General features: G+C 61.8%; 21 protein-coding genes, 1 pseudogene and 1 riboswitch. Of the genes and pseudogenes, 15 read left to right on the plus strand and 7 right to left on the minus strand.

Features of this window, described 5'->3' with window-relative positions; all coding sequences use genetic code 11:
• Positions 1-40: 40 nt before the first annotated feature.
• Genes QMK50_RS03530 through QMK50_RS03555 form a run of 6 tightly spaced genes read left to right on the plus strand, consistent with a single transcriptional unit; the run spans position 41 to position 6,110 of the window.
• Positions 41-2,959, plus strand: coding sequence for a monovalent cation/H+ antiporter subunit A (locus QMK50_RS03530; protein ID WP_320332559.1), 2,919 nt, complete (start codon positions 41-43; stop codon positions 2,957-2,959).
• Entirely contained in the window at positions 2,959-3,303 is a 345-nt protein-coding gene (locus QMK50_RS03535; protein ID WP_005789164.1) for a Na+/H+ antiporter subunit C, read from the plus strand. Before QMK50_RS03530 ends, QMK50_RS03535 begins: the two co-directional genes overlap by 1 nt.
• Positions 3,300-4,985 (plus strand): monovalent cation/H+ antiporter subunit D, encoded by a 1,686-nt coding sequence (locus QMK50_RS03540; RefSeq protein WP_159996789.1) that lies wholly within the window; start codon positions 3,300-3,302, stop codon positions 4,983-4,985. Before QMK50_RS03535 ends, QMK50_RS03540 begins: the two co-directional genes overlap by 4 nt.
• Entirely contained in the window at positions 4,982-5,470 is a 489-nt protein-coding gene (locus QMK50_RS03545) for a Na+/H+ antiporter subunit E (protein WP_095171445.1), read from the plus strand. Before QMK50_RS03540 ends, QMK50_RS03545 begins: the two co-directional genes overlap by 4 nt.
• Positions 5,467-5,745, plus strand: coding sequence for a K+/H+ antiporter subunit F (locus QMK50_RS03550; RefSeq protein WP_095171447.1), 279 nt, complete (start codon positions 5,467-5,469; stop codon positions 5,743-5,745). Before QMK50_RS03545 ends, QMK50_RS03550 begins: the two co-directional genes overlap by 4 nt.
• Complete coding sequence (locus QMK50_RS03555; RefSeq protein WP_095171449.1) at positions 5,742-6,110, plus strand: Na+/H+ antiporter subunit G; 369 nt, start codon at positions 5,742-5,744, stop codon at positions 6,108-6,110. The genes QMK50_RS03550 and QMK50_RS03555 overlap by 4 nt, the downstream gene beginning before the upstream one ends.
• A 9-nt stretch (positions 6,111-6,119) precedes the next feature.
• On the opposite strand, the gene QMK50_RS03560 is transcribed toward QMK50_RS03555, so the two are convergent.
• The 3 genes from QMK50_RS03560 to QMK50_RS03570 all read right to left on the minus strand — a co-directional run bounded on the left by QMK50_RS03560 (position 6,120) and on the right by QMK50_RS03570 (position 7,492).
• On the minus strand, positions 6,120-6,557 hold the full coding sequence (locus tag QMK50_RS03560; protein ID WP_095171451.1) for a DUF3995 domain-containing protein: 438 nt from the start codon (positions 6,555-6,557) through the stop codon (positions 6,120-6,122).
• A 282-nt stretch (positions 6,558-6,839) separates the two neighbouring features.
• Entirely contained in the window at positions 6,840-7,043 is a 204-nt protein-coding gene (locus QMK50_RS03565; protein WP_159996793.1) for a hypothetical protein, read from the minus strand.
• Positions 7,043-7,492, minus strand: a complete 450-nt coding sequence (locus QMK50_RS03570; protein WP_095171455.1) for a hypothetical protein — start codon at positions 7,490-7,492, stop codon at positions 7,043-7,045. The genes QMK50_RS03565 and QMK50_RS03570 overlap by 1 nt, the downstream gene beginning before the upstream one ends.
• 429 nt (positions 7,493-7,921) lie before the next feature.
• Between QMK50_RS03570 and QMK50_RS27320 the strand changes: the two genes are divergently transcribed.
• Together QMK50_RS27320 and QMK50_RS03575 are read left to right on the plus strand one after the other, a co-directional pair.
• Positions 7,922-8,170 carry a hypothetical protein gene (locus QMK50_RS27320; protein ID WP_401131024.1) on the plus strand — a complete coding sequence of 83 codons (249 nt, stop codon included), beginning with the start codon at positions 7,922-7,924 and terminating at the stop codon, positions 8,168-8,170.
• Between the two features lie 157 nt (positions 8,171-8,327).
• Complete coding sequence (locus QMK50_RS03575; RefSeq protein ID WP_095171458.1) at positions 8,328-8,558, plus strand: hypothetical protein; 231 nt, start codon at positions 8,328-8,330, stop codon at positions 8,556-8,558.
• On the opposite strand, the gene QMK50_RS03580 is transcribed toward QMK50_RS03575, so the two are convergent.
• Positions 8,559-8,780 carry a hypothetical protein gene (locus QMK50_RS03580; RefSeq protein WP_159996795.1) on the minus strand — a complete coding sequence of 74 codons (222 nt, stop codon included), beginning with the start codon at positions 8,778-8,780 and terminating at the stop codon, positions 8,559-8,561. It abuts the gene before it with no gap.
• A gap of 330 nt (positions 8,781-9,110) precedes the next feature.
• A complete protein-coding gene (locus QMK50_RS03585; RefSeq protein WP_095171462.1) occupies positions 9,111-9,515 on the minus strand; it encodes a TraR/DksA family transcriptional regulator in 405 nt (134 codons plus the stop codon).
• 364 nt (positions 9,516-9,879) lie between these two features.
• On the opposite strand from QMK50_RS03585, the gene QMK50_RS03590 reads away from it, so the two are divergent.
• The 4 genes and pseudogenes from QMK50_RS03590 to QMK50_RS03605 form a co-directional block, all read left to right on the plus strand.
• Entirely contained in the window at positions 9,880-10,491 is a 612-nt protein-coding gene (locus tag QMK50_RS03590; protein WP_095171464.1) for a glutathione S-transferase, read from the plus strand.
• 843 nt (positions 10,492-11,334) lie between these two features.
• A riboswitch (cobalamin riboswitch) is annotated at positions 11,335-11,540 on the plus strand.
• Between the two features lie 204 nt (positions 11,541-11,744).
• Entirely contained in the window at positions 11,745-13,610 is a 1,866-nt protein-coding gene (locus tag QMK50_RS03595; protein WP_320334490.1) for a TonB-dependent receptor, read from the plus strand.
• A 13-nt stretch (positions 13,611-13,623) separates the two neighbouring features.
• A complete protein-coding gene (locus QMK50_RS03600) occupies positions 13,624-13,995 on the plus strand; it encodes a (2Fe-2S) ferredoxin domain-containing protein (protein WP_095171884.1) in 372 nt (123 codons plus the stop codon).
• A pseudogene (locus tag QMK50_RS03605) lies at positions 13,988-14,896 on the plus strand (ABC transporter substrate-binding protein); the annotation flags it as partial. The gene QMK50_RS03600 and the pseudogene QMK50_RS03605, both read left to right, overlap by 8 nt.
• Positions 14,897-14,908: 12 nt before the next feature.
• Here QMK50_RS03605 and QMK50_RS03610 read toward each other — a convergent pair.
• A complete protein-coding gene (locus QMK50_RS03610) occupies positions 14,909-15,982 on the minus strand; it encodes a diguanylate cyclase (RefSeq protein ID WP_095171886.1) in 1,074 nt (357 codons plus the stop codon).
• A gap of 227 nt (positions 15,983-16,209) precedes the next feature.
• Between QMK50_RS03610 and QMK50_RS03615 the strand changes: the two genes are divergently transcribed.
• The 3 genes from QMK50_RS03615 to QMK50_RS03625 all read left to right on the plus strand — a co-directional run bounded on the left by QMK50_RS03615 (position 16,210) and on the right by QMK50_RS03625 (position 20,192).
• Positions 16,210-17,664, plus strand: coding sequence for an NAD(P)/FAD-dependent oxidoreductase (locus tag QMK50_RS03615; protein WP_320332560.1), 1,455 nt, complete (start codon positions 16,210-16,212; stop codon positions 17,662-17,664).
• Between the two features lie 20 nt (positions 17,665-17,684).
• Positions 17,685-18,614 (plus strand): alpha/beta fold hydrolase, encoded by a 930-nt coding sequence (locus QMK50_RS03620; protein ID WP_159996805.1) that lies wholly within the window; start codon positions 17,685-17,687, stop codon positions 18,612-18,614.
• A gap of 180 nt (positions 18,615-18,794) precedes the next feature.
• Positions 18,795-20,192 (plus strand): VOC family protein, encoded by a 1,398-nt coding sequence (locus QMK50_RS03625; RefSeq protein WP_320332561.1) that lies wholly within the window; start codon positions 18,795-18,797, stop codon positions 20,190-20,192.
• Positions 20,193-20,471: 279 nt separating this feature from the next.
• On the opposite strand, the gene QMK50_RS03630 is transcribed toward QMK50_RS03625, so the two are convergent.
• The gene (locus tag QMK50_RS03630) at positions 20,472-21,050 is read right to left on the minus strand and encodes a hypothetical protein (protein WP_095171892.1); all 579 of its coding nucleotides are present in this window, start codon (positions 21,048-21,050) and stop codon (positions 20,472-20,474) included.
• Positions 21,051-21,132: the final 82 nt, after the last annotated feature.

The raw sequence follows: 21,132 nt of genomic DNA on the forward strand, positions 1-21,132 counted from the left end.
CAAGTATGATCCTTCACAAACTTGCGCAGAATAGAAGCCTATGTCCCTGATAGTTCTACTGCTTCTGCCATTCATTGGCAGCTGTCTGGCGGCTTTGCTGCCCCACAATGCACGTAATGCTGAATCGATTCTCGCTGGACTGGTCGCCCTCGTCGGCACCATCCAGGTAGCCTTGCTGTACCCGCAAATCGCCGACGGCGGGGTGATTCGCGAAGAGTTCTCCTGGCTGCCCAGCCTCGGCCTGAACTTCGTCCTGCGCATGGACGGGTTCGCCTGGCTGTTTTCCATGCTCGTGCTGGGCATCGGCACCCTGGTGTCGCTCTACGCCCGTTACTACATGTCGCCCGAAGACCCGGTACCGCGCTTCTTCGCGTTTTTCCTGGCGTTCATGGGCGCCATGCTCGGATTGGTGATCTCCGGCAACCTGATTCAAATGGTGTTCTTCTGGGAACTGACCAGCCTCTTCTCATTCCTGTTGATCGGCTACTGGCACCACCGCGCCGACGCCCGCCGAGGCGCGTACATGGCGTTGATGGTCACCGGTGCCGGTGGATTGTGCCTGCTGGCGGGGGTCATGCTGCTTGGCCATGTCGTCGGCAGCTACGACCTTGACCAGGTCCTGGCCGCCGGCGATCTGATTCGCGCCCACGCGCTCTACCCCATTCTGTTACCCCTGATCCTGATCGGCGCCTTGAGCAAAAGCGCACAGTTCCCCTTCCACTTCTGGCTCCCCCACGCCATGGCCGCACCGACACCGGTCTCGGCCTACCTGCACTCGGCAACCATGGTCAAGGCCGGCGTCTTCCTGCTGGCGCGCTTGTGGCCGTCGCTGTCCGGCAGCGAAGAATGGTTCTACATCGTCAGCGGCGCCGGGGCCTGCACCCTGTTGCTCGGCGCCTACTGCGCCATGTTCCAGAATGACCTCAAGGGCCTGCTGGCCTACTCGACCATCAGCCACCTGGGCCTGATCACCCTGCTGCTCGGCCTCAACAGCCCGCTGGCGGCAGTGGCAGCGGTGTTCCACATTCTCAACCACGCGACCTTCAAGGCCTCGCTGTTCATGGCTGCGGGGATCATCGACCACGAAAGTGGCACCCGTGACATCCGCAAGCTCAGTGGCTTGATCCGCCTGATCCCGTTCACCGCCACCCTGGCCATGGTCGCCAGCGCCTCGATGGCCGGCGTGCCGTTGCTCAACGGTTTCCTCTCCAAAGAGATGTTCTTCGCCGAAACGGTGTTCATCAACGCCACCGCCTGGGTCGAGACCAGCCTGCCGATCATCGCGACCATCGCCGGCACCTTCAGCGTCGCCTACTCCCTGCGCTTCACGGTCGACGTGTTCTTCGGCCCGACCGCCACCGACCTGCCCCATACCCCTCACGAGCCTCCACGCTGGATGCGCGCGCCGGTCGAGTTGCTGGTGTTCACCTGCCTGCTGGTGGGGATTTTCCCGGCCCAGGTGGTCGGCCCGCTGCTGGCCGCTGCCGCCTTGCCGGTAGTCGGTGGCACCTTGCCCGAGTACAGCCTGGCGATTTGGCACGGCCTCAATGCGCCGATGATCATGAGCCTGATCGCCATGTCCTGCGGCATCATTCTCTATTTGCTGCTGCGCAACCAGTTCAAGCACGGGCGCTTCAAGTACCCGCCGCTGATTGGCCGGTTCAACGGCAAGCGCCTGTTCGAACGCAGCCTGGTGGTGATGATGCGCCTGGCCCGCCGCCTGGAGCGACGGATCAGCACCAAGCGCCTGCAGGCACAACTGTTCCTGCTGGTACTGGCGGCAGTGCTGGCCGGGTTGATCCCGATGCTGGGCAGCGGTATCAGTTGGGGCGACCGACCGAAGATCCCAGGGTCGATTGTCTTCGTCACCCTGTGGCTGCTGGCGATTGTCTGCGCCCTGGGCGCCGCCTGGCAGGCCAAGTACCACCGTCTTGCCGCCCTGACCATGGTCAGTGTCTGCGGCCTGATGACCTGCATCACCTTCGTCTGGTTCTCGGCCCCGGACCTGGCCCTGACCCAATTGGTGGTCGAGGTGGTGACCACGGTACTGATCCTGCTCGGCCTGCGCTGGTTGCCACGGCGGATCGAAGAAGTCTCGCCACTGCCGGGCAGCGAAGCCCGGGCCAAGGTTCGCCGTCTGCGCGACTTGCTGCTGTCGATCGCGGTCGGTGTCGGCATGGCGCTGCTGTCCTACGCCATGCTGACCCGCCAGACACCCAACGACATTTCCTCGTTCTACCTCAGCCGCGCCTTGCCCGAAGGCGGCGGCAGCAACGTGGTCAACGTGATGCTGGTGGACTTCCGCGGCTTCGACACCCTGGGTGAAATCACCGTGCTGGCGGCCGTGGCGCTGACCGTGTTCGCCTTGCTGCGGCGTTTCCGCCCACCCAAGGAAAGCATGCAACTGCCGGCGCAACAGCGCCTGCTGGCACCCGACGTGGTCACCGATCTGGTCAACCCGCGCCAAGCCAGCGACACCGCCCTGGGCTTCATGATGGTCCCGGCCGTGCTGGTGCGCCTGCTGCTGCCGATTGCCCTGGTGGTCTCGTTCTACCTGTTCATGCGCGGGCACAACCAGCCTGGCGGCGGGTTTGTCGCCGGCCTGGTGATGTCGGTGGCGTTCATCCTGCAGTACATGGTGGCCGGTACCCAATGGGTCGAGGCACAGATGAGCCTGCGTCCGTTGCGCTGGATGGGCACCGGGCTGTTGTTCGCCAGCGTCACCGGCCTCGGTGCCATGGTGGCCGGCTATCCGTTCCTGACCACCCATACCTGGCACTTCAGCTTGCCGCTGCTGGGTGATATCCATATCGCCAGCGCGCTGTTCTTCGACGTCGGCGTGTATGCCGTGGTGGTCGGTTCGACCCTGTTGATCCTGACGGCCCTAGCGCACCAATCGGTGCGTGGCCACAAACCGAGCAGCCAGCCCAAACCCATTGCCAAGCCAGGAGCTGCCTGATGGAAGAAGTCATCGCAATTGCCATTGGCGTACTGGCGGCCTCCGGGGTCTGGCTGGTACTGCGTCCGCGGACCTTCCAGGTGGTGATGGGCCTGTGCCTGCTGTCCTACGGGGTCAATCTGTTCATCTTCAGCATGGGCAGCCTGTTTATCGGCAAGGAGCCGATCATCAAGGACGGCGTACCCCAGGACCTGCTGAACTACACCGACCCCCTGCCCCAGGCGCTGGTACTCACCGCCATCGTCATCAGCTTTGCCATGACCGCGCTGTTCCTGGTGGTGTTGCTGGCATCCCGGGGCCTGACCGGCACCGACCATGTCGATGGCCGGGAGCCTAAAGAATGAACTGGATGCAACATCTGATCGCCGCCCCCATTCTCCTGCCGTTACTGACGGCGGCCTTGATGCTGCTGCTGGGGGAAAAACATCGCCCACTCAAGGCCCGGCTCAACCTGTTTTCCAGCCTGATCGGCCTGGGGATCTCGGTGATGCTGCTGTACTGGACCCAGCAACAGGGTGTCCCCAACTCCATCGGCGTGTACCTGCCCGGCAACTGGCCGGTGCCGTTCGGCATCGTGCTGGTGGTCGATCGCCTGTCGGCCTTGATGCTGGTCCTGACCGGCATCATCGGCGTCAGCGCCCTGCTGTTCGCCATGGCCCGCTGGGACGGGGCCGGGGCCAGTTTCCATGCGCTGTTCCAGATTCAACTGATGGGCCTGTACGGCGCCTTCCTGACGGCCGACCTGTTCAACCTGTTCGTGTTCTTCGAAGTACTGCTGGCGGCCTCCTATGGCCTGATGCTGCACGGCTCGGGCCGCACCCGGGTATCCGCGGGCCTGCACTACATCTCGATCAACCTGCTGGCCTCCTCGCTGTTCCTGATTGGCGCGGCGCTGATCTACGGCGTTACCGGCACCCTGAACATGGCCGACCTGGCGCTGAAGATTCCCCTGGTGCCCGAAGCCGATCGAGGCCTGCTGCATGCCGGCGCGGCGATCCTCGCGGTGGCGTTCCTGGCCAAGGCCGGGATGTGGCCACTGAACTTCTGGCTGGTGCCGGCCTACTCCTCGGCCAGTGCGCCGGTGGCGGCGATGTTCGCGATCATGACCAAGGTCGGCGTCTACACCCTGCTGCGCCTGTGGACCCTGCTGTTTTCCGGGCAGGCCGGAGCCTCGGCGTATTTCGGCGGTGACTGGCTGATCTACGGCGGCATGGCGACCATTGTCTGCGCGGCGCTGGCGATCCTCTCCGCGCGCCGCCTGGAACGCATGGCCAGCCTGAGCATCCTGGTCTCGGCCGGCATCCTGCTCTCGGCCATCGGCTTTGCCCAACCGAACCTGGTGGCAGCGGCGTTGTTCTATCTGGTCAGCTCGACCCTGGCCCTCAGTGCGCTGTTTCTCCTGGCGGAACTGATCGAGCGTTCGCGCACGGCGGTGGAAATCCCCCTGGACGACGAAGTCGAAGCGCTGCCACGTCCACTCGGAGCAAGCCCGCCGACCAAGGGCATCAACCTCGACGACGAACAGCAAGCCGTGGTCGGCCAGGTGATTCCCTGGACCATGGCCTTTCTCGGCCTCAGCTTCATTGCCTGCGCCCTGCTGATCATCGGCATGCCGCCACTCTCGGGCTTTATCGGCAAGCTCAGCCTGCTCAGCGCCCTGCTCAACCCGCTGGGGCTCGGCGCGTCCTCGGGCCAGCCGGTGTCGACTGCGGCCTGGTGCCTGCTCGCATTGTTGATCCTGTCCGGGCTGGCTTCGCTGATCGCGTTCTCGCGCCTGGGCATCCAGCGTTTCTGGACCCCGGAAGAGCGCCAGCCACCGGTCCTGCGGCGCCTGGAGTGCGTGCCGATCATCGCCTTGCTGGGCCTGAGCATCTTGCTGACCTTCAAGGCCGAACCGCTGATGCGTTTCACCCAGGCCGCCGCCGACACCCTGAACAATCCCCAGCAGTACGTCATGGCCGTGCTCGGCACCCGCGCCGTGCCTAGTCCGGAAGCCCAGGCCGCCGCGCAGGAGGTGCACCCATGAGGCGTCTGTTTCCGGCTCCCTGGCTATCCCTGGCGCTGTGGGTACTGTGGCTGGTGCTGAACCTTTCAGTCAGCCCGGGCAACCTGTTGCTCGGCGCGCTGCTGGGCTTCTGTGCCCCGCTGATGATGCGCAAGCTGCGCCCGCTACCGATCCGCATCCGCCGCCCGGGGGTGGTCCTGCGCCTGTTCCTGCTGGTGGGGCGTGACGTGCTGGGGTCGAACCTGGCGGTGGCCTGGGGCGTCCTGAATGCCAAGCGACGCCCGCCGCGCTCACGGTTCGTCAAGGTGCCGCTGGACCTGCGCGACGCCAACGGCCTGGCGGCGCTGTCGATGATCACCACGGTGGTGCCCGGCACGGTCTGGTCGGAGTTGGCACTGGATCGCAGCATTCTGCTGCTGCATGTGTTCGACCTGGAGGACGAAGCGCAATTCATCGAGCATTTCAAGGCGACCTACGAGCGCCCCCTGATGGAGATCTTCGAATGAGTGCCCTGCTCTCGAATGCGATTGTGTTCAGCCTGTTCGTGTTTTCCCTGGCCATGGTGCTGACCCTGATCCGCTTGTTCAAAGGCCCCTCGGCCCAGGACCGGGTCCTGGCGCTGGACTACCTGTACATCATCGCCATGCTGATGATGCTGGTGCTGGGCATCCGCTATGCCAGTGACACCTACTTTGAAGCGGCGCTGCTGATTGCGCTGTTCGGCTTCGTCGGCTCCTTTGCCCTGGCGAAATTCCTCCTGCGCGGCGAGGTGATCGAATGAACCAGGCTTCTCAACTGCCCCTGTGGGTCGAGATCACCGTCGCCATTTTGCTGGTCATCAGCAGCCTGAGCGCCCTGATCGGTGCCATCGGCATGGTGCGCCTGAAGGATTACTTCCAGCGCATGCACCCGCCCGCACTGGCCTCGACCCTGGGGGCCTGGTGCGTAGCGCTGGCGTCGATCATCTATTTTTCGACGCTCAAGTCCAGTCCGGTGCTACATGCGTGGCTGATCCCGATACTGCTGTCGATCACCATGCCGGTGACGACCCTGCTGCTGGCGCGCGCGGCGTTGTTCCGCAAGCGCATGGCGGGCGATGACGTGCCGGCTGAAGTCAGCAGCCGGCGCAACGAGAGCGGTAGTTGAGAGGCTGATTCAGACCCAGGCGACGGTCAGCAGCCCCGCTCCCAGGACTACGCACAGGGGGGAAAAGGCCCAGGTGTCGAGGCGCGCGAACTTCGACCCGACCTGCTCCTTGAAGAACCCCACCAGGTCCGAATCACCAATGGCCCGGGCAAACATCAGCAGGGCAATCGCGCTGATCAACCATTGCAGCGACCAATGTTGAATCTGTGGCACCAGCAGTCCCACTCGCAAGCTCACCATCAGGGCAATCAGCAGCAGCCCGACGGCTACCGCCAGGGTGCCCAGTGACGAAGGTTTGAAAGCCGGGCGCAACCCCTTGCCCTCGGGCGTCGGGACGTAGGGCACTACCGCATCATTGGCCCATTGACCACCCAGCGCCCAGTACACATGGATCAGGCTGATCACCACAAATGCTCCTGCAAGCCATTGAGCAAGCACGAAGGTCATGATCGAGTTTCCTTGAATCGTTGGCAGAAAAAACAGCCTAGACCAGACTAATCCTCAATGCTTTGCGATTTATCAATGAAACGCCGATCGGTATGAGCAATATCTCCGTGCCCCTCAGTTCGCTTACGCTGCGCAGGCCTGGCTGCCGCGCTGCCAGTTCAGGTCGGTAAAGTGGATCGGTGCCTGAGCGATGTCAGGACCGCCTGGCGCAGGAAAAAAGCCAGCCGCTGCTTATTCAGTCAATTGACTGCAGTAGAGGGTCCAGTGATCGCGGGACGAGGTTTATCGGGCGGGCGGTTCCTGCAGCTGCTGCAACTCTCGACGCACCATGCTGGCGTACTCCGCCGGGCGCAACAGGTAGAGCTGTGAAGCCACCCAGTTCAGCCAGGCACCTTGCATGACCGCCTTTTCGGCGAACAACTGCAGTGCATGGGCGTGGGCGCGTGCCTGGTGCTGCTGATGAAAATCAGCCCGGGACAGGCTCATTACTCACTGGCCTTGAACGACACCAACTCACCCTTGCGGAACTTCGCTGCCTTGGCGGTAACGGCCTTCAGGGTCTTGGTCAGGCCTTCCTGCAGTTGCTGATGCGCAGCAAACACGGTGACCACGCTATGGCCTTCCTTGAACACGATGGCTTGGCCATCGGCAGTGGTGACGAACGCGTAATCACCCAGGCCGTAGACCGTCAGTTTGATTTCGCGAAACTTGATTTCCAACTTGCCGCCTTCGCGGCTGGGTAATACCGCGGCGCGAAAATGATCGCCGACCTTGAGTTCAAGGCGCTGTTTGTCATCCACCACCAGGGCCGACTCGGTATCGATCTCGGCGACGTAGATACCTTCGGGGTTTTGCTCGGTGATGTAGACGAAACGAGATTGAAACTGCTTAACCAGCTTTGCGCGCAAATCACCCAGCACAAACAAAGCGTGCATATCGAGATTACTTACTGCCAACGAAATATCCCCACATCAGAAATGACACTGCCGGCAGAAAAACAGGCAGCAAAAAAAACGGCCGTACCGAAGATGTCGCAACAATGGCCCAGGCTGTCATCGTGAAGCCGGTAGAGCACCGCTTCATCGCAAGGCACGAGCAGGCTACTGGATAACCACTCGCACCGTCGTCTCTGGCAGTCGTCGGATGTTGAAGGAAATGTTCCTTCTAACGATCAGAGAATACTGGACTATCAACTTTAGGGAAAAAGCTCATAAAAAAAAGCATTTTTCTGACATATAGCCTGAAGAAAATTGCTTTAGATGAGCACCTACCTCCAGTCAGTGGAGGATTCTAGAGCAGCCAAGCGCTCCTAGACTACTGAAAGTGACGTGCGACCGTCGGCAAACCATAGAAAAGGAATTCCTATGTACTCACAACACCTTGCCAGCCTAATCACCAGCAACCGCCACTATTCGCCACAGACCGTTCACGACGGGACTTGCAGGGCGATCGGCGAGCTTTTTCCAGCACCGCTTCAATTGCGTTATCAAGTCATACTCGCTGGGAATGGCTTCTTTCATATCACAGAAACCGCTACAGGTCGTGTAAGGGGTTTCCGTATGAGCCACAACGAAGCCTGTGCCCTCGCCCGCACCTTCGAAGCCAGCCACTAAGTAACCGCCATGTAAACCGGCGCAGGTGTTTCGTCATACCAATGACATAACTGCGCCGCCTCCCCGCAACAACTGCCATACTGCCCGACCATTGAGACCCAGCCTCCTCGGCGGACTGCGTTGCAATCAATAGAATAATTTCCAAGGGAAGGCGCACGTGACCGAATTTGATATCGGCGAGTTTTTCATCCGGGGCGAAGCCAGAGAAATCGACGGCGAATTCCAGGCAGTGATTGTTATGCGTGCCAAACCACCGCTGACCACCATCACCTATCACCAGGTCGAAAAAGACCGCTGGTTCAAGACCTGCGAAGTGGCTGCCGTCGCGGCCATGGAGTCGGCCAAGGCCCTCAAGCTCGCCGTCGATCAAGGCGCCCTGAAGAGCTGATCAGACTTTCGCTGCTGCGGCCCGTGGCCTCTCGGGCTGCCCGGCATTCAACTGCGCCAACCAGGCATCCTTGCAGGCTTGCGCCTCTGTGCGGCTGCCAAAGGCCGTTCCGTACTGCTCGCCATTGAGCAGGACCACCCAGCACACTGCTTGCCCCAACGCCCGCAACCCGGCAGGCACACCACTGCCAATCATCACGGCAACATCGACCTTACATTGCATGAACCCCCCTCGGGATATTCATTAGCTTCCTATCAATAGGCCTATGGTAATGAATAGCCGAATGGGGAAATAGCGATGTGCCTGCACTATTTAGTTGCGTAACCGGTAACAATCGCGCGTAGGAGCGAGCTTGCTCGCGATGAACGTTAACGATGACGCGTATAACCTGAACAAACGCGCTGTCTTTGAGTTCATCGCGAGCAAGCTCGCTCCTACAATGACCAGCATTACGCCAAACGCAAAAATCGCAACCTGCAGCAACATCCGCCTCGGACGCTGTTGCAAGTTGCGATTTGTTTGCGGCAACCCTCTAAGGGTGACCCGCGCGAATCAAGCTTGACGCTGGTGCTTGTCGATCTGCTCGTGACGTTCTTGAGCTTCGATGCAGTACTTGGTGGTCGGGCTGATCAGCAGGCGCTTGAGGCCAATAGCCTCGCCGCTGTCGTCGCACCAGCCAAAACTGTCGTCAGCGATGCGCTCCAGGGCACGTTCCAGCTGAGGCAGCATGCGCTGGTCACGGTCAATGGCGTTCACCAGCCAGGTGCGCTCTTCTTCGACCGAAGCCGCGTCAGCCGGATCTGCCGGGGTGTCCAGGCTTTCAATGGCGATACGGTTCTGCTCGATACGCTCGTGGGTTTCCACCTTCATGTTTTGCAGCAGCTCAGTGAAATAAGCCTGTTGCTCGGCATTCATGTAGTCATCCGCCGGCATGGCCAGCAACTTATCCTTTGTCATTGATTTCTCTATAAAAAATACGTGCATTAAGGCGAATCAGGATGCGTTCCGGTCAACCTGCCAGGTTTCGCAAAGGCGCCATACATTCCAAGCGCCACCCAGCAGTCAATTTACGAGGGGGCGGCAGTCTAAGGCCGAGGGGCGGCCTCAGCAACTGAAAAGACAGGGAATTTGTCTGACAAAGCCCTTAAATTGCTCTGCGGCAAGCTTTGGGCGTTTATCGGAGTGCGTTTATAGCAAGAAATTCAACCCAGCGGCTGTATATAGAAGACAAACGGCGACAGGCGCCCGCCAGAAGTGTTCAAGGCCAGTCATTTAGCGCTAGATTCTGTCCCTAGCCCCGCCACTCTCCAAGGAGTTGTACATGAAGCTGATCGGAATGCTCGATTCACCTTATGTAAGACGTGTCGCCATCAGCCTCAAGACCCTGGACATCCCGTTCGAGCACGCCTCGATTTCGGTGTTCCGCGGTTTCGAGGCGTTCCAGGCGATCAACCCGGTGGTCAAGGCGCCCACGCTGGTGCTGGACGACGGCGAAGTGCTGATGGATTCGACCCTGATCATCGACTACCTGCAAGCCCTGGGCAGCCCGGGTAAAAGCCTGATGCCGGCGTCCCTGGATCAGCGCCTGCGCTCCTTGCGGCTGATCGGCCTGGCATTGGCCGCGTGCGAGAAGTCGGTGCAGATCTATTACGAACGCAACTTGCGCCCCGCCGAGAAACAACATGCGCCCTGGCTGGAGCGGGTCAGCGGGCAATTGCATGCGGCGTACTCGGCACTGGAGCGGGAACTGGCCAGGCAACCGCTGCCTATGGATGGCACCTTGCAACAGGACGGCATCACCCTCGCCGTAGCCTGGAGCTTCACCCTGCTGGTGGTGCCCGATCAGGTCGATACCACGCAGTTTCCACTGATCAGCGCATTTACCGCGTATGCCGAACAGCAGCCGGCGTTTATCGAGACCCCGATGACCTGAGGCCTCGCCTGATGCTTGCCGCTCCCGGCCTGCCCGCGATGGCCTTCCAGATATCGCCATCGCGGTATAGGTATCTACACAACTGTGGTGCGACGTTGCACCTGTGGGCCTCTGGGGTGTTGGATTAGACCGAGTACATATCCATTTCTTCGGTAACGGCCTCCTATGGTTCCGCCTGACGGCGGCTCACTTTTGGACAGCGCAAAAGTAAGCAAAACGCTCTTTCCCCACCACTCGGCACCTCGCTTAGGCTCGGTGTGCCCAGGATCAAAAGCCAGAGCCAGAGCCAGAGCCAGAGCCAGAGCCAGAGCCAGAGCCAGAGCCAGATCAAAAGATTGCTGACTTCGTCAGCGTCTTAGGAAGTAGAAGCCACACCGCGCATGCCCCAGCGATCAGGTCGGCTTTAAGGCCGCCTCGCTTTGTTTTTGATCCTGGGCGCCCCGTTAACCACGCTGGCCGGAGTCCGATATTGATTTGGGGGTAAACCGGCAGGACGCCGGTTTAGCCGCACTGGGCCAGGGAGGGCCCATTGCGGCGGCCCCCAAATCAATGTCGGAGTACGGGCATGCCGAGCCTAAGCGAGGCACCGAGTGGTGGGGAAAGAGCGTTTTGCTTACTTTTGCGCTGTTCAAAAGTGAGCCGCCGTCAGGCGGAACCATAGGAGGCCGTTACCGCAGAAATGGATATGTACCCCGCCTAATCCAACCCCCCCAGAGGCCGCCACGCAAGCAAGCTCCCTCGCCCCAGGCCGCTACAAATTTGTGTAGATACCTACGGCCATCGCGAGCAAGCCTTGCACCTAACGCCCACCTGATTATTTGACGAACGGTCATCCGAGTGTTCAGATACCGCCCAGTTTCAGGTGCCTCATGCCGCCGTGCATGAGGTGAAACGGGAAACCGGTGCGCCCTTTTCAGGGTTAGTCCGGTGCTGCCCCCGCAACGGTAAGCGAGTGACGCGTTCGACAGACCACTGGGCCCAAAGGCCTGGGAAGGTGAACGCTTCGAGCCTCGCAAGCCCGGAGACCGGCCTGAAATTTCTGTTTGGCAAACCTGCGGTGGGCGGGCATGGGCCGGTATTGGCGCGTGTCCGGTACTTTCTCCTGCGTGCTTCTGCGAAGATTTTTTTCGAGAAGACCAAAAATGACTCAGATTCCAACTCCTTCCAGCCAGGACCTGCGTCCTGCGCGACTGTATGCCTGTGGCGCCCTGCTCTGCCTGATCAGCCCACCCGCCCTGGCCGACACCTCGGCCATGACCCTCGACCAGCAACTCGTCAGCGCCCCGTCGGTGGAATCCACCACCGTCGCCGAAATGGCGCGGTTCGGCAGCAAGGTCGAGATCATCGACCGCGCCCGGATCGAACGCGCCGGCCCCGACGCCGACATCACCCGCGTGCTGCAGATGTCAGTGCCCGGCCTCTACGTCGCGCCGAAAAACGGCCCCTTCGACTACGCCAACTATTCGCTGCTGGGTGGGCGCAACGACGACACGCTGATCCTGCTCGATGGCGTGCGCCTGAACAATCGCCTGTACGGTGGGCTCTACCTCGACACCCTGCCGGCCAATGCCATCGAACGCATCGAAGTGCTCAAGGGCGGACAAAGCCTGCTGTTCGGCACCCAGGCCGTGGCCGGGGTGATCAACATCGTCACCCGCAGCGCCCAGACCCGCGAGACCTCCGGTGAACTCAACATGGGCCTGGACAGTTTCATGGGCCGCAGCGGCGACGCGCGCGCCGAGCAGATCGTCAGCAACGGCTTTGGCGACCTTGGCTTGCTGGCGTACGTCAGCCACAACGTCTCCGACGGCTACCAGCCATTTCGCAGCAGTGACATGCGCAGCACCGCCACCGACCGCAAGCGCGGCTACGAAGTCAGCACCTTTGGCGCCAAGGCCACCCAGGCCTTCGGCGACGATTCGCGCCTGGAACTGTTCTACCAGTACAGCGACGCCAACCTGGACTTCGCCCGCCCCACGGACAACCGCAACTCCAGCAACGACCGGGTGCAACAGATCGCCACGGCGACCTTCGAACAGCAGGTCAATCAAGACCTGAGCTACTTCCTCAAAGGCCACGTCAACGACTGGGACACCCGCTACACCCGGGTCTACAACCTCGAAGGCGGCGGCACCCGGGTGCTCAATCACAACGACTACTGGGGCTTCACCGACTGGGGCCTGCAGGCCGAGGGCAAGGCCGAACTGCCCGATGGCCACGTACTGGTGTTCGGCAGCGACAACCAATGGTTCAAGGGCCAGGACGATGTCATGGTCATCGACAACCAACAGGCCGAAGCCCACGCGCTGTATACCCAATTGCGCCCGGTGATCGCCGCGCTACCGGACTGGCACCCGAGCATCGGCGTTCGCCAGGAGCACCTGAGCGGCGGTGAAAGCGCCACGGTCGGCATGCTCACCTCACTCTACGACCTGACGGAGCACTGGGCATTGCGAGGCCAGTTCGGCAGCGCCTACAAGCTGCCCAATGCCGAGCAGTTGTACGTCAACGAACCTGGCGAGGAGATGGGCAATCCCAACCTCAAGGCCGAGAAGAGCCGCAATGCCGAACTCGGCCTGGATTACCGGGGCACCCTGCTAGGCCGCGAATTCAGCGCCAGCGTCACCGGCTTTCGCCGGGAAATCGATGACCTGATCACCCTCGACGGCGACCAGTGGGTCAACGGTGATGGCGAGATCCTGGTGCGCGGGATCGAAGTCGACGGCCAATGGCAGCTCAATGATCGCTGGAGCCTGCAAGGCGACATGACCCGCAACTTGGTGGAGGGCCGCAACGGCGTGACCATCAGCAACATCCCGAGCTTCTTCGCCCGCTCACGCCTGGGCTATGAGTCGGACAACCGCTTGTGGGGGGCCGGAGGGTCGCTGCGCTACATCCGTTCGGTGGTCAGCGCCAAGGACGTGGATTACGGCCACTACTCGGTGGTCGATGCCGATGCCTATCGCTACCTGGACAACGCCCGGCGCCACCGCCTGAGCCTGCTGGTGGAAAACCTGTTCGACCGTGACTACGCCACCAGCATGACCACCGGCAGCCCGTCCGTGGAGAACCTCGGCCGGCCGTTCACCACCGAGGTGCGTTACACCTACCGTTTCTGAGGGAGTGCTTGCCATGGAAAATGACGTCAACGGCGTGCCGAGCGATCCGGCCTGGTCGAGCATCCCGCCGCACGCCCGCCAGGTGTTCTTGTGCACCGGGCCGCGGTGTGTGGCCAGGGGTTCCCTGGCGCTGTGGAAAACCCTGCGCCGGGAATTGCTCAAGCACGACCGGATCGAAACACCGGCGGGGGTCCTGCTGACCCGCACCGGCTGCCAGTTCCCCTGCAACCTGGGGCCGGTCCTGACCGTGTACCCGGATGCTTGCTGGTACCGGGTGCGCGATGACCAGGAGGTCAAGCAACTGGTGGACGGGCATCTGGTGGCGGGTGCGGTGGTCGCGCACCTGCTGATCGGCGCGCCAGCAGGAGATCCGTCCAATGCTTAGGCGAGTGCTGCTCAGTGTGTCGCTCTGTGCCCCGCTACCCGCACTGGCGCAGACCTACGACAACTGCGGGACAACCCGGGAAATCGAACAGGCACCGCAACGAATCATCGCGCTCAACCAGCACAGTGCCGACACCTTGCTGGCCTTGGGAGCCGGACCGGCGCTGATTGGCGTGGCCTATATCGACGATGACAATGTGGCGATCGAACAAGGCGCCTACCGCGGCATCCCCCTGATCTCCAAACGTTATCCATCGGCCGAGGTGCTGTACACCCAGCACGCCGACCTGGTGGTGGGCGGGTTTGCCTCGGCCTTTGCGCAACACCTGAGCTCACGGCCGATGCTGGCTCGCCAGGGCATCGCCAGTTACCTGCTGGAGTCCGCCTGCGACCAGCGCTCGCTGGATTTTTTCGCGCACATCCGTGCCGACCTGCAAACCCTCGGCGCTCTGCTGCAACGCCCCGGGCAGGCGCAGCAATTGAGCGCCGCCCTCGACGCCGACCTGGCCCGGGCCGCGGCGCTGCACAGCGGTGCCAAACCGTTATCGGTGTTCTACCTCGATAGCGAGGCGGACGGCCTGGACAGCGTCGGCAAAAACGCCTTCGTCACGGCCCTGCTCAGCGCCGCCGGGGCGCGCAACACCTTCGCCGAGGTCGACCTGGGCCGCCTGAGCGTGAGCCGCGAGACCTTGCTCGACAGTGACCCCGACGTGCTGTTGCTGGCCGACGCCGTCTGGTCTCCGGCCAGCCGCAAGCGTTATCTGCTGCGCCACGACCCGGTGCTCTCGCAACTGCGGGCAGTGAAGGAAAACCGCATGCTCGACGTACCATTCGCCCACCTCGTGCCAACGTTCGCCAGCGGGCGCGTGGCGCTGGAGTTGGCGCAGCGTTTAAAGGAGATACGCATGGAGCTGCTACGGGACCCCTATGGCCACGCGCTGGACCAGCCCGTCGGCGTGGCAGATGACGCGGTTGCGGCCGGTGGTCTTGGCGGCGTACAGCGCCAGGTCGGCGTCGCTGAGCCATTGCGTGGCGTCGCTGTGCATCGGGTTGAACGCCGCCAGGCCGATGCTCAGGCTGACTTGCAGGGTCGGGCTCTGTTCATAGCCCAGGCCCGAGAAACGGTCGCGCAGGGCGTCCATCGCCTGGACCGCATGGGCCAGCGGCACGTCGGGGAGGATCACGCAGAACTCGTCCCCGCCGTAACGCCCTGCGACGTCCGTGGCGCGCAGGTTCTGCTTGAGGATCTTGCTCAACTGGCGCAGCACAATGTCCCCGGCGACATGCCCGTAGGTGTCGTTGATCGACTTGAAGTGATCGATGTCGATCAAGGCAATCGCCCCGCCGGCCTGCTGACGCTGGCAGCGCTGGAACTCGATTTCCAGGGCGTCTTTCCAGGCCCCGTGGTTCAACAGCCCGGTCAGGCTGTCGGTGCGACTCAGGGCCAACAGTTCACGTTTGCTTTTGCCCAGGGCATGGGTCTGGCGAAAGCAGATCCAACCGAGTGCCAGCGGGTAGAAGGTCAGCAAGGGCAAGCAGGCATACATCTGCAAGGAACTGGTCGGCGGGATAAAGGCCGGCAGGAACAACAACAGCCCAAGCCCCAACCCCAGCAGTTGGGCCAATAGACCGGCGAGCAGGAAGCGCAAACCGCCAATGGCCACGTTGTTCATGGCCATCATCGACAGTGTGGCAACGCTGGGTAACGGGTTGAACTGCATGGCCGCCACCCAGAAGCCGCCCATGAACGAGTCAAGCAACAGGTTGCGATATTCCGCGCGATACGGCACCGCCGAGCGGCGGGTCCACTGGTACGCCAGGTGCGGCCATACCAGGCCGTTGAACAGCATCAATGCCACCAGCCAGACCGGCGGCTTGAGCGGCAGCAGCGCCGCACCCACGCACAACAGGCCCAGCACCAGGCCGAGGGAGCGCGAGGTGTACAGCCTCTTGGCCATTGAAAGTCCCTTTCCTGCAACAGGTTGCATAGGGGGCCAAAGCTCCTCTTGGTACGGCAGATGGGAACCCTGCGACAGCTAGTCCCGCAGACGGCGACACATCGGAGTCTATCAGGGCAACGTCAAATTGCCATCACCGTCCAGCAGCCAGAAAAAGCCGGCCCAGCCTACCCGGCGCCGAAAGATTGACTATAAATGACAGGGACTCATCGCACCGCTGGCGCGGGTGTGCGGCACGACGAAAAACGAGGAGGAGCATGCACACCCATCAGGTTCTGATCATCGGCAGCGGTTTTGGCGGCCAGTGTGCGGCAGTCAATCTGCTCAAGGCAGGTATCGACGACTTCCGTCTGCTGGAGCGGCGTGATTTTTTTGGCGGTACCTGGTGTCAGAATACCTACCCCGGCGCCGCAGTCGATGTGCCCTCCCCGCTCTACTCCCTGTCGTTCGCCTCCTGGCCCTGGACGCAGATGTTCGCCGAACAGGCCGAGCTGCACCGCTACACCCAACATGTGGTCGAGCACTACCAACTGCGTGACAAGGTCGAGTTGCAGGCCGATGTCGAGCGGGTCGAATGGGACGACAACGCCCGGCAATGGCAGGTCTTCACCCGTGGCAAAGGCACCTTCCGGGCGCAGTTCCTGATCAACGCCTCCGGACCGCTGAGCCAACCGGTGATCCCGGCGTTCGAGGGCCTGCTACGTTTTGCCGGCAGCACCTTTCACAGCAATGCCTGGGATCACCGCTACGACTACCGCAACAAGCGGGTCGCCATCGTCGGCAGCGGTGCCAGCGCGGCGCAGATCATTCCCAGCATTGCGCCGCAGGTCGCCCACTTGCATGTGTTCCAGCGCACCGCGCATTGGGTGCTGCCCCGCGCCGACCGCAGTTTCGGCCGCTTCCAGCGCTGGCTGCTGGGACTCAAGCCGGCCTACAAGCTGCTGCGCTGGCTGATCTATTGGCAATTCGAAACCCGGGTGATTGCCTTCAAGTATTCGAAAACCGCCCTCAAGCTGGTGCAACAGCAAGCGCTCAATCATCTCAAGCGCCAGGTGCCGGACCCGCAGCTGCGACAAAAGCTCACCCCGGACTTCACCATTGGCTGCAAGCGGGTGATTCTGTCCAGCACTCTGTACCCGGCGCTGAGCCGCGCCAACGTTACCCTGCACGGCCGCGACCAGGGCATCGCCGCACTGGACGAACGGGGCATCCGCACCCTCGATGGCCAGCACCTGGAGCTCGACCTGATCGTCTGGGCCACCGGCTACGACGCCACCGACGGGGTGATCAATTATCCGGTGCTGGGTAAACACGGCACTCGCCTGAGCGACGTCTGGGCGCTCTACCCGCACGCCTACCTGGGTACCAGCCTGCCGGACTTTCCCAACCTGTTTATCGTCACCGGCCCCAACACTGGCATTGGCCATACCTCGGCGCTGTTCATCATCGAGTCGCAGATGAACTACATCCTCGACTGCATTCGCACCCTCAAGGCGCAGGGCCTGCGCAGCATAGAAGTACGCAAGGAGGCCGAAAGCGCCTATACCGAAATGATCCACCAGCAGATGCAGCGCACCGTGTGGAAATCCGGTGGCTGCCACAGCTGGTATCAAAGCAAGAGCGGTCACGTGATCGCGATGTTTCCCGGATTCAGTTTCAGCTACCACCAACTGACGCGCCGACTGAAACCGGGCGACCACATCCTGTCCTGACGAGTACTGGGGAGAACGCGATGGTAATTGTGCTGATCCTTGCGCTGCTGCTGGCCTACTGGACCTGGCGCACCTGGCCGCGTCTCGGCCACCTGCTGTACGACGCCAGCACGGCGTTGGAGGCGCGCCTGTATCGCCTGGAAAAAATCACCATGCCGATTGCCGAAATGGGCATGGTCACCTACCAGGGCGGGCCTGACACGCCGGACCGAACCCTCCTGCTGCTCCACGGCTACAGCGCCGACAAAACCATCTGGCTGCGCTTCGCCCGGCATTTTGTCGACGACTGCCGGGTGATCATCCCCGACCAGGCCGGCCATGGCGAAACCGGGTTCAAGGCCGGTGGCGGCTATGACATCCCGACCCAGGCCGAACGGATGATCCAGTTGCTCGATGCCTGCGGGATCGGCAAGGTCCACGTGATCGGCAATTCCATGGGCGGCTACGTCGCCGCGTGGCTGGCGGCCGCCCACCCAGGGCGTATCGCTTCGCTGACGCTGATCGACCCCGCAGGCCTGAGCTCACCCGAGCCCAGCGACATGGAGCGGTTGCTGGCCGCCGGCATTAATCCGTTCCTGATCCACTCGCCAGCCGACTTCAAGCAGCTCTATCGGATGACCATGGCATCCCCGCCCTGGGTCCCGGGCGTGGTGCTGGCGGCCATTGCCGAACGCTACCAGGACCGGCGCGAAGAACTGGCGGAGATCTTCGAGGACTTTCACGCCAGCCAGCCGATCGGCTCCCGGCTGGCGCAGATCCATGCTCCCACCTTGCTGCTGTGGGGGCGCGAAGACCGCTTGCTGCATGTCAGCAGCGCCGAGGTCTGGGCCAAGGGCATCGCCGGCGCCCGCCTGGAAATCTGGGACGGTATCGGCCACATGCCGATGGTCGAACGCCCGGCGCAGACTGCAGCCTTGTTTCGGCAGTTTCTCGAGCGCCCGCGGCGTTAGGCCGCCGCCAGAGGGCAGTCGAAAAACTACTGATCCGCCCAGCCGACAGCTAGAGACGTGATAACGAGCTGTGCAGCAGTCGTTTGCAGAATGAAGTTCGGAAGAAACTTCGTTTGCAAGCCTCGCCAGCGCCGAACAGAATCGGCCTACTTCACTGTCACTGCGCCGGGATTCCTATTCATGAGCAACCAGAACGTCGTCAGCCCTGACCTGATCCGCCAACGCTTCTCGCGGGCGATGTCGGACATGTACCGCGAAGAAGTGCCGCTGTACGGCGCCTTGATGGAGCTGGTAGCCCAGACCAACGCCCAGGTGCTGGAGCAGGATCCGGCCATCGCCCGGCAACTGCGCGCGACCGGTGAAATCGACCGCCTGGACCTCGAGCGCCATGGCGCGATCCGCGTCGGCAGCGCCAGCGAACTGGCCACCCTGTGCCGGCTGTTTGCGGTAATGGGCATGGAGCCGGTGGGTTACTACGACCTTACCCCGGCCGGGGTGCCGGTGCATTCCACGGCGTTTCGCGCGGTGCATGAAAGCGCCCTGCAGATCAGCCCGTTTCGTGTGTTCACCTCGCTGCTGCGCCTGGAACTGATCGCCGACCCCGAGTTGCGCGCCTTTGCCGAATCGGTGCTGGCCCGGCGCTCGATCTTCACCACCCAGGCCCTGGAACTGATCGACCAGGCCGAACAGCAAGGCGGTCTCGACGAAGCCCAGGCCGAGGCGTTTGTCGAACAGGCACTGGAGACCTTCCGCTGGCACCACCACGCCACAGTCACCGCCGCGCAGTACCAGCAACTGAGTGCCCAGCACCGGCTGGTCGCCGATGTGGTGGCGTTCAAGGGCCCGCACATCAACCACCTGACTCCGCGCACCCTGGACATCGACATCGTGCAGGCGCAGATGCCCAGTCATGGCATCACCCCCAAGGCCGTCATCGAAGGCCCACCCCGTCGCCAGTGCCCGATCCTGCTGCGCCAGACCAGCTTCAAGGCGCTGGATGAAGCCATCGCCTTCACCGACCAGCAGCAGGCCAGTGGCAGCCACAGCGCGCGCTTCGGCGAAATCGAGCAACGCGGCGCTGCCCTTACGCCCCAAGGCCGGGCTCTTTATGACCGGCTGCTGAATGCCGCCCGCGACGAGCTGCAGGACTTCCCCAACGAAGCCAACGCCGAACGCTACAACCGCCTGATGCACCAGCACTTCGAAGCGTTCCCGGACAGCTACGCCGCCCTGCGTGAGCAAGGCCTGGCCTACTTCCGGTTTTTCGTCACTGAACAAGGCCGCGCCGCCCCTGCCCAAGCGCTCGCGGGCCTGAGCCTGGACGCTTTGCTGCAGGCCGGCTTCCTGCGGTTCGAGCCGCTGGTGTACGAGGATTTCCTGCCAGTCAGCGCCGCCGGAATCTTTCAGTCGAACCTCGGCGATGCCGCCCAGACCCACTATGCACAGCACTCCAACCAAGCCGCGTTCGAGCAGGCGTTGGGGCGTTCGACCATCGATGAGCTGGGGTTGTATGCGCAAACGCAGCAGCGTTCGCTTGAAGAGTGTTACGCGGCGTTGAATCTGCCAGCGCGAAACTGAGGCACGAACATTCAGAAATGTTGTACATCTGAATGTTGTTTGTCGAACTTTTTGGAGAGGAGTTCGCCCAGTGTCATGACCTGGCAATCCTTGCACTGGTAAAGAGCCATGGCACTGGGCGAACGGCGGTGATTTTAATGCAAGTTGGCAGATATGTCCGGTGACAAATTCTGAATAAATGTGCACGACATATTTCAACAGAATTCATAAGCGAAAAAAAACGAAACCCGGTATGGGGTCACCATCACCGGGTCTGGTTTTATCGTGCGGCAATAAATCTTAGTGTGCAGTGGTGACCTTCAGCACGTCGGTGTAGACCACCACCACGCTCTGGTCGACCTTGAGGTTTTTGAGCTTGGCCTGCAGCTCAGGTTTTTCCACGGTCACGGTCTTTTTCAGGCCTGCCGGGTTCTGCAGCGTTACCTGGTTTTTCGCCAGGTCAATGGCGGTGATTTTCAGCTGGACCTTGACCTGACGGTAGGCGGTGCCGCCTGGGTTCGGATTGTTCTCGGTGGCGCGCATTTCGCCGACCCGCTCAACCGAGCCTGGCAGGCTCTTGTCGACATCGGTATCAAGGAACGTGCCGACCGAACGGATAACGTCCAGCTGCACCTTGTCACCGGCCTTGAGGTTGCCCAGGTCCTTGGCTTTGTCGCTCAACTGGATGTGCACCGGCTTGCCTTCGGCGCCTTCGAGTACCACTTCATGATTGGCTGCATCGACGGAAATCACCTTGGTGATTACCTGGTTGGCCTCCACTACTTCCGCCAGTGGAATATCCGCAGCGTAGGCACTGAGGCTGCCGGTAGAAAGCAGGGTGGCAAGTGTGATGGCTTTGGTCAGTGTATGGAGCTTCATGGCGATACATTCCCTGTGCAATAAAATATGGGCAGTGACTTACTACGCAAGCCTAAAGTCTTGTGTGTCGAGTGAGCATAGA

The sequence above is a fragment of the Pseudomonas sp. P5_152 genome (assembly GCF_033989915.1).
In the GTDB taxonomy this organism is placed as follows: domain Bacteria; phylum Pseudomonadota; class Gammaproteobacteria; order Pseudomonadales; family Pseudomonadaceae; genus Aquipseudomonas.

Excerpts from the sequence above, each read along its gene's own strand:
- QMK50_RS27320 (WP_401131024.1), top strand. The coding sequence starts at position 7,922 with ATGTACTCACAACACCTTGCCAGCCTAATCACCAGCAACCGCCACTAT.
- QMK50_RS03540 (WP_159996789.1), top strand. The coding sequence starts at position 3,300 with ATGAACTGGATGCAACATCTGATCGCCGCCCCCATTCTCCTGCCGTTA.
- QMK50_RS03535 (WP_005789164.1), top strand. The coding sequence starts at position 2,959 with ATGGAAGAAGTCATCGCAATTGCCATTGGCGTACTGGCGGCCTCCGGG.
- QMK50_RS03530 (WP_320332559.1), top strand. The coding sequence starts at position 41 with ATGTCCCTGATAGTTCTACTGCTTCTGCCATTCATTGGCAGCTGTCTG.
- QMK50_RS03580 (WP_159996795.1), bottom strand. The coding sequence starts at position 8,780 with ATGCAATGTAAGGTCGATGTTGCCGTGATGATTGGCAGTGGTGTGCCT.
- QMK50_RS03610 (WP_095171886.1), bottom strand. The coding sequence starts at position 15,982 with ATGCAACCTGTTGCAGGAAAGGGACTTTCAATGGCCAAGAGGCTGTAC.
- QMK50_RS03565 (WP_159996793.1), bottom strand. The coding sequence starts at position 7,043 with ATGAGCCTGTCCCGGGCTGATTTTCATCAGCAGCACCAGGCACGCGCC.
- QMK50_RS03590 (WP_095171464.1), top strand. The coding sequence starts at position 9,880 with ATGAAGCTGATCGGAATGCTCGATTCACCTTATGTAAGACGTGTCGCC.
- QMK50_RS03595 (WP_320334490.1), top strand. The coding sequence starts at position 11,745 with ATGACCCTCGACCAGCAACTCGTCAGCGCCCCGTCGGTGGAATCCACC.
- QMK50_RS03545 (WP_095171445.1), top strand. The coding sequence starts at position 4,982 with ATGAGGCGTCTGTTTCCGGCTCCCTGGCTATCCCTGGCGCTGTGGGTA.
- QMK50_RS03630 (WP_095171892.1), bottom strand. The coding sequence starts at position 21,050 with ATGAAGCTCCATACACTGACCAAAGCCATCACACTTGCCACCCTGCTT.
- QMK50_RS03620 (WP_159996805.1), top strand. The coding sequence starts at position 17,685 with ATGGTAATTGTGCTGATCCTTGCGCTGCTGCTGGCCTACTGGACCTGG.
- QMK50_RS03555 (WP_095171449.1), top strand. The coding sequence starts at position 5,742 with ATGAACCAGGCTTCTCAACTGCCCCTGTGGGTCGAGATCACCGTCGCC.
- QMK50_RS03585 (WP_095171462.1), bottom strand. The coding sequence starts at position 9,515 with ATGACAAAGGATAAGTTGCTGGCCATGCCGGCGGATGACTACATGAAT.
- QMK50_RS03600 (WP_095171884.1), top strand. The coding sequence starts at position 13,624 with ATGGAAAATGACGTCAACGGCGTGCCGAGCGATCCGGCCTGGTCGAGC.
- QMK50_RS03570 (WP_095171455.1), bottom strand. The coding sequence starts at position 7,492 with ATGCACGCTTTGTTTGTGCTGGGTGATTTGCGCGCAAAGCTGGTTAAG.
- QMK50_RS03560 (WP_095171451.1), bottom strand. The coding sequence starts at position 6,557 with ATGACCTTCGTGCTTGCTCAATGGCTTGCAGGAGCATTTGTGGTGATC.
- QMK50_RS03625 (WP_320332561.1), top strand. The coding sequence starts at position 18,795 with ATGAGCAACCAGAACGTCGTCAGCCCTGACCTGATCCGCCAACGCTTC.
- QMK50_RS03550 (WP_095171447.1), top strand. The coding sequence starts at position 5,467 with ATGAGTGCCCTGCTCTCGAATGCGATTGTGTTCAGCCTGTTCGTGTTT.
- QMK50_RS03615 (WP_320332560.1), top strand. The coding sequence starts at position 16,210 with ATGCACACCCATCAGGTTCTGATCATCGGCAGCGGTTTTGGCGGCCAG.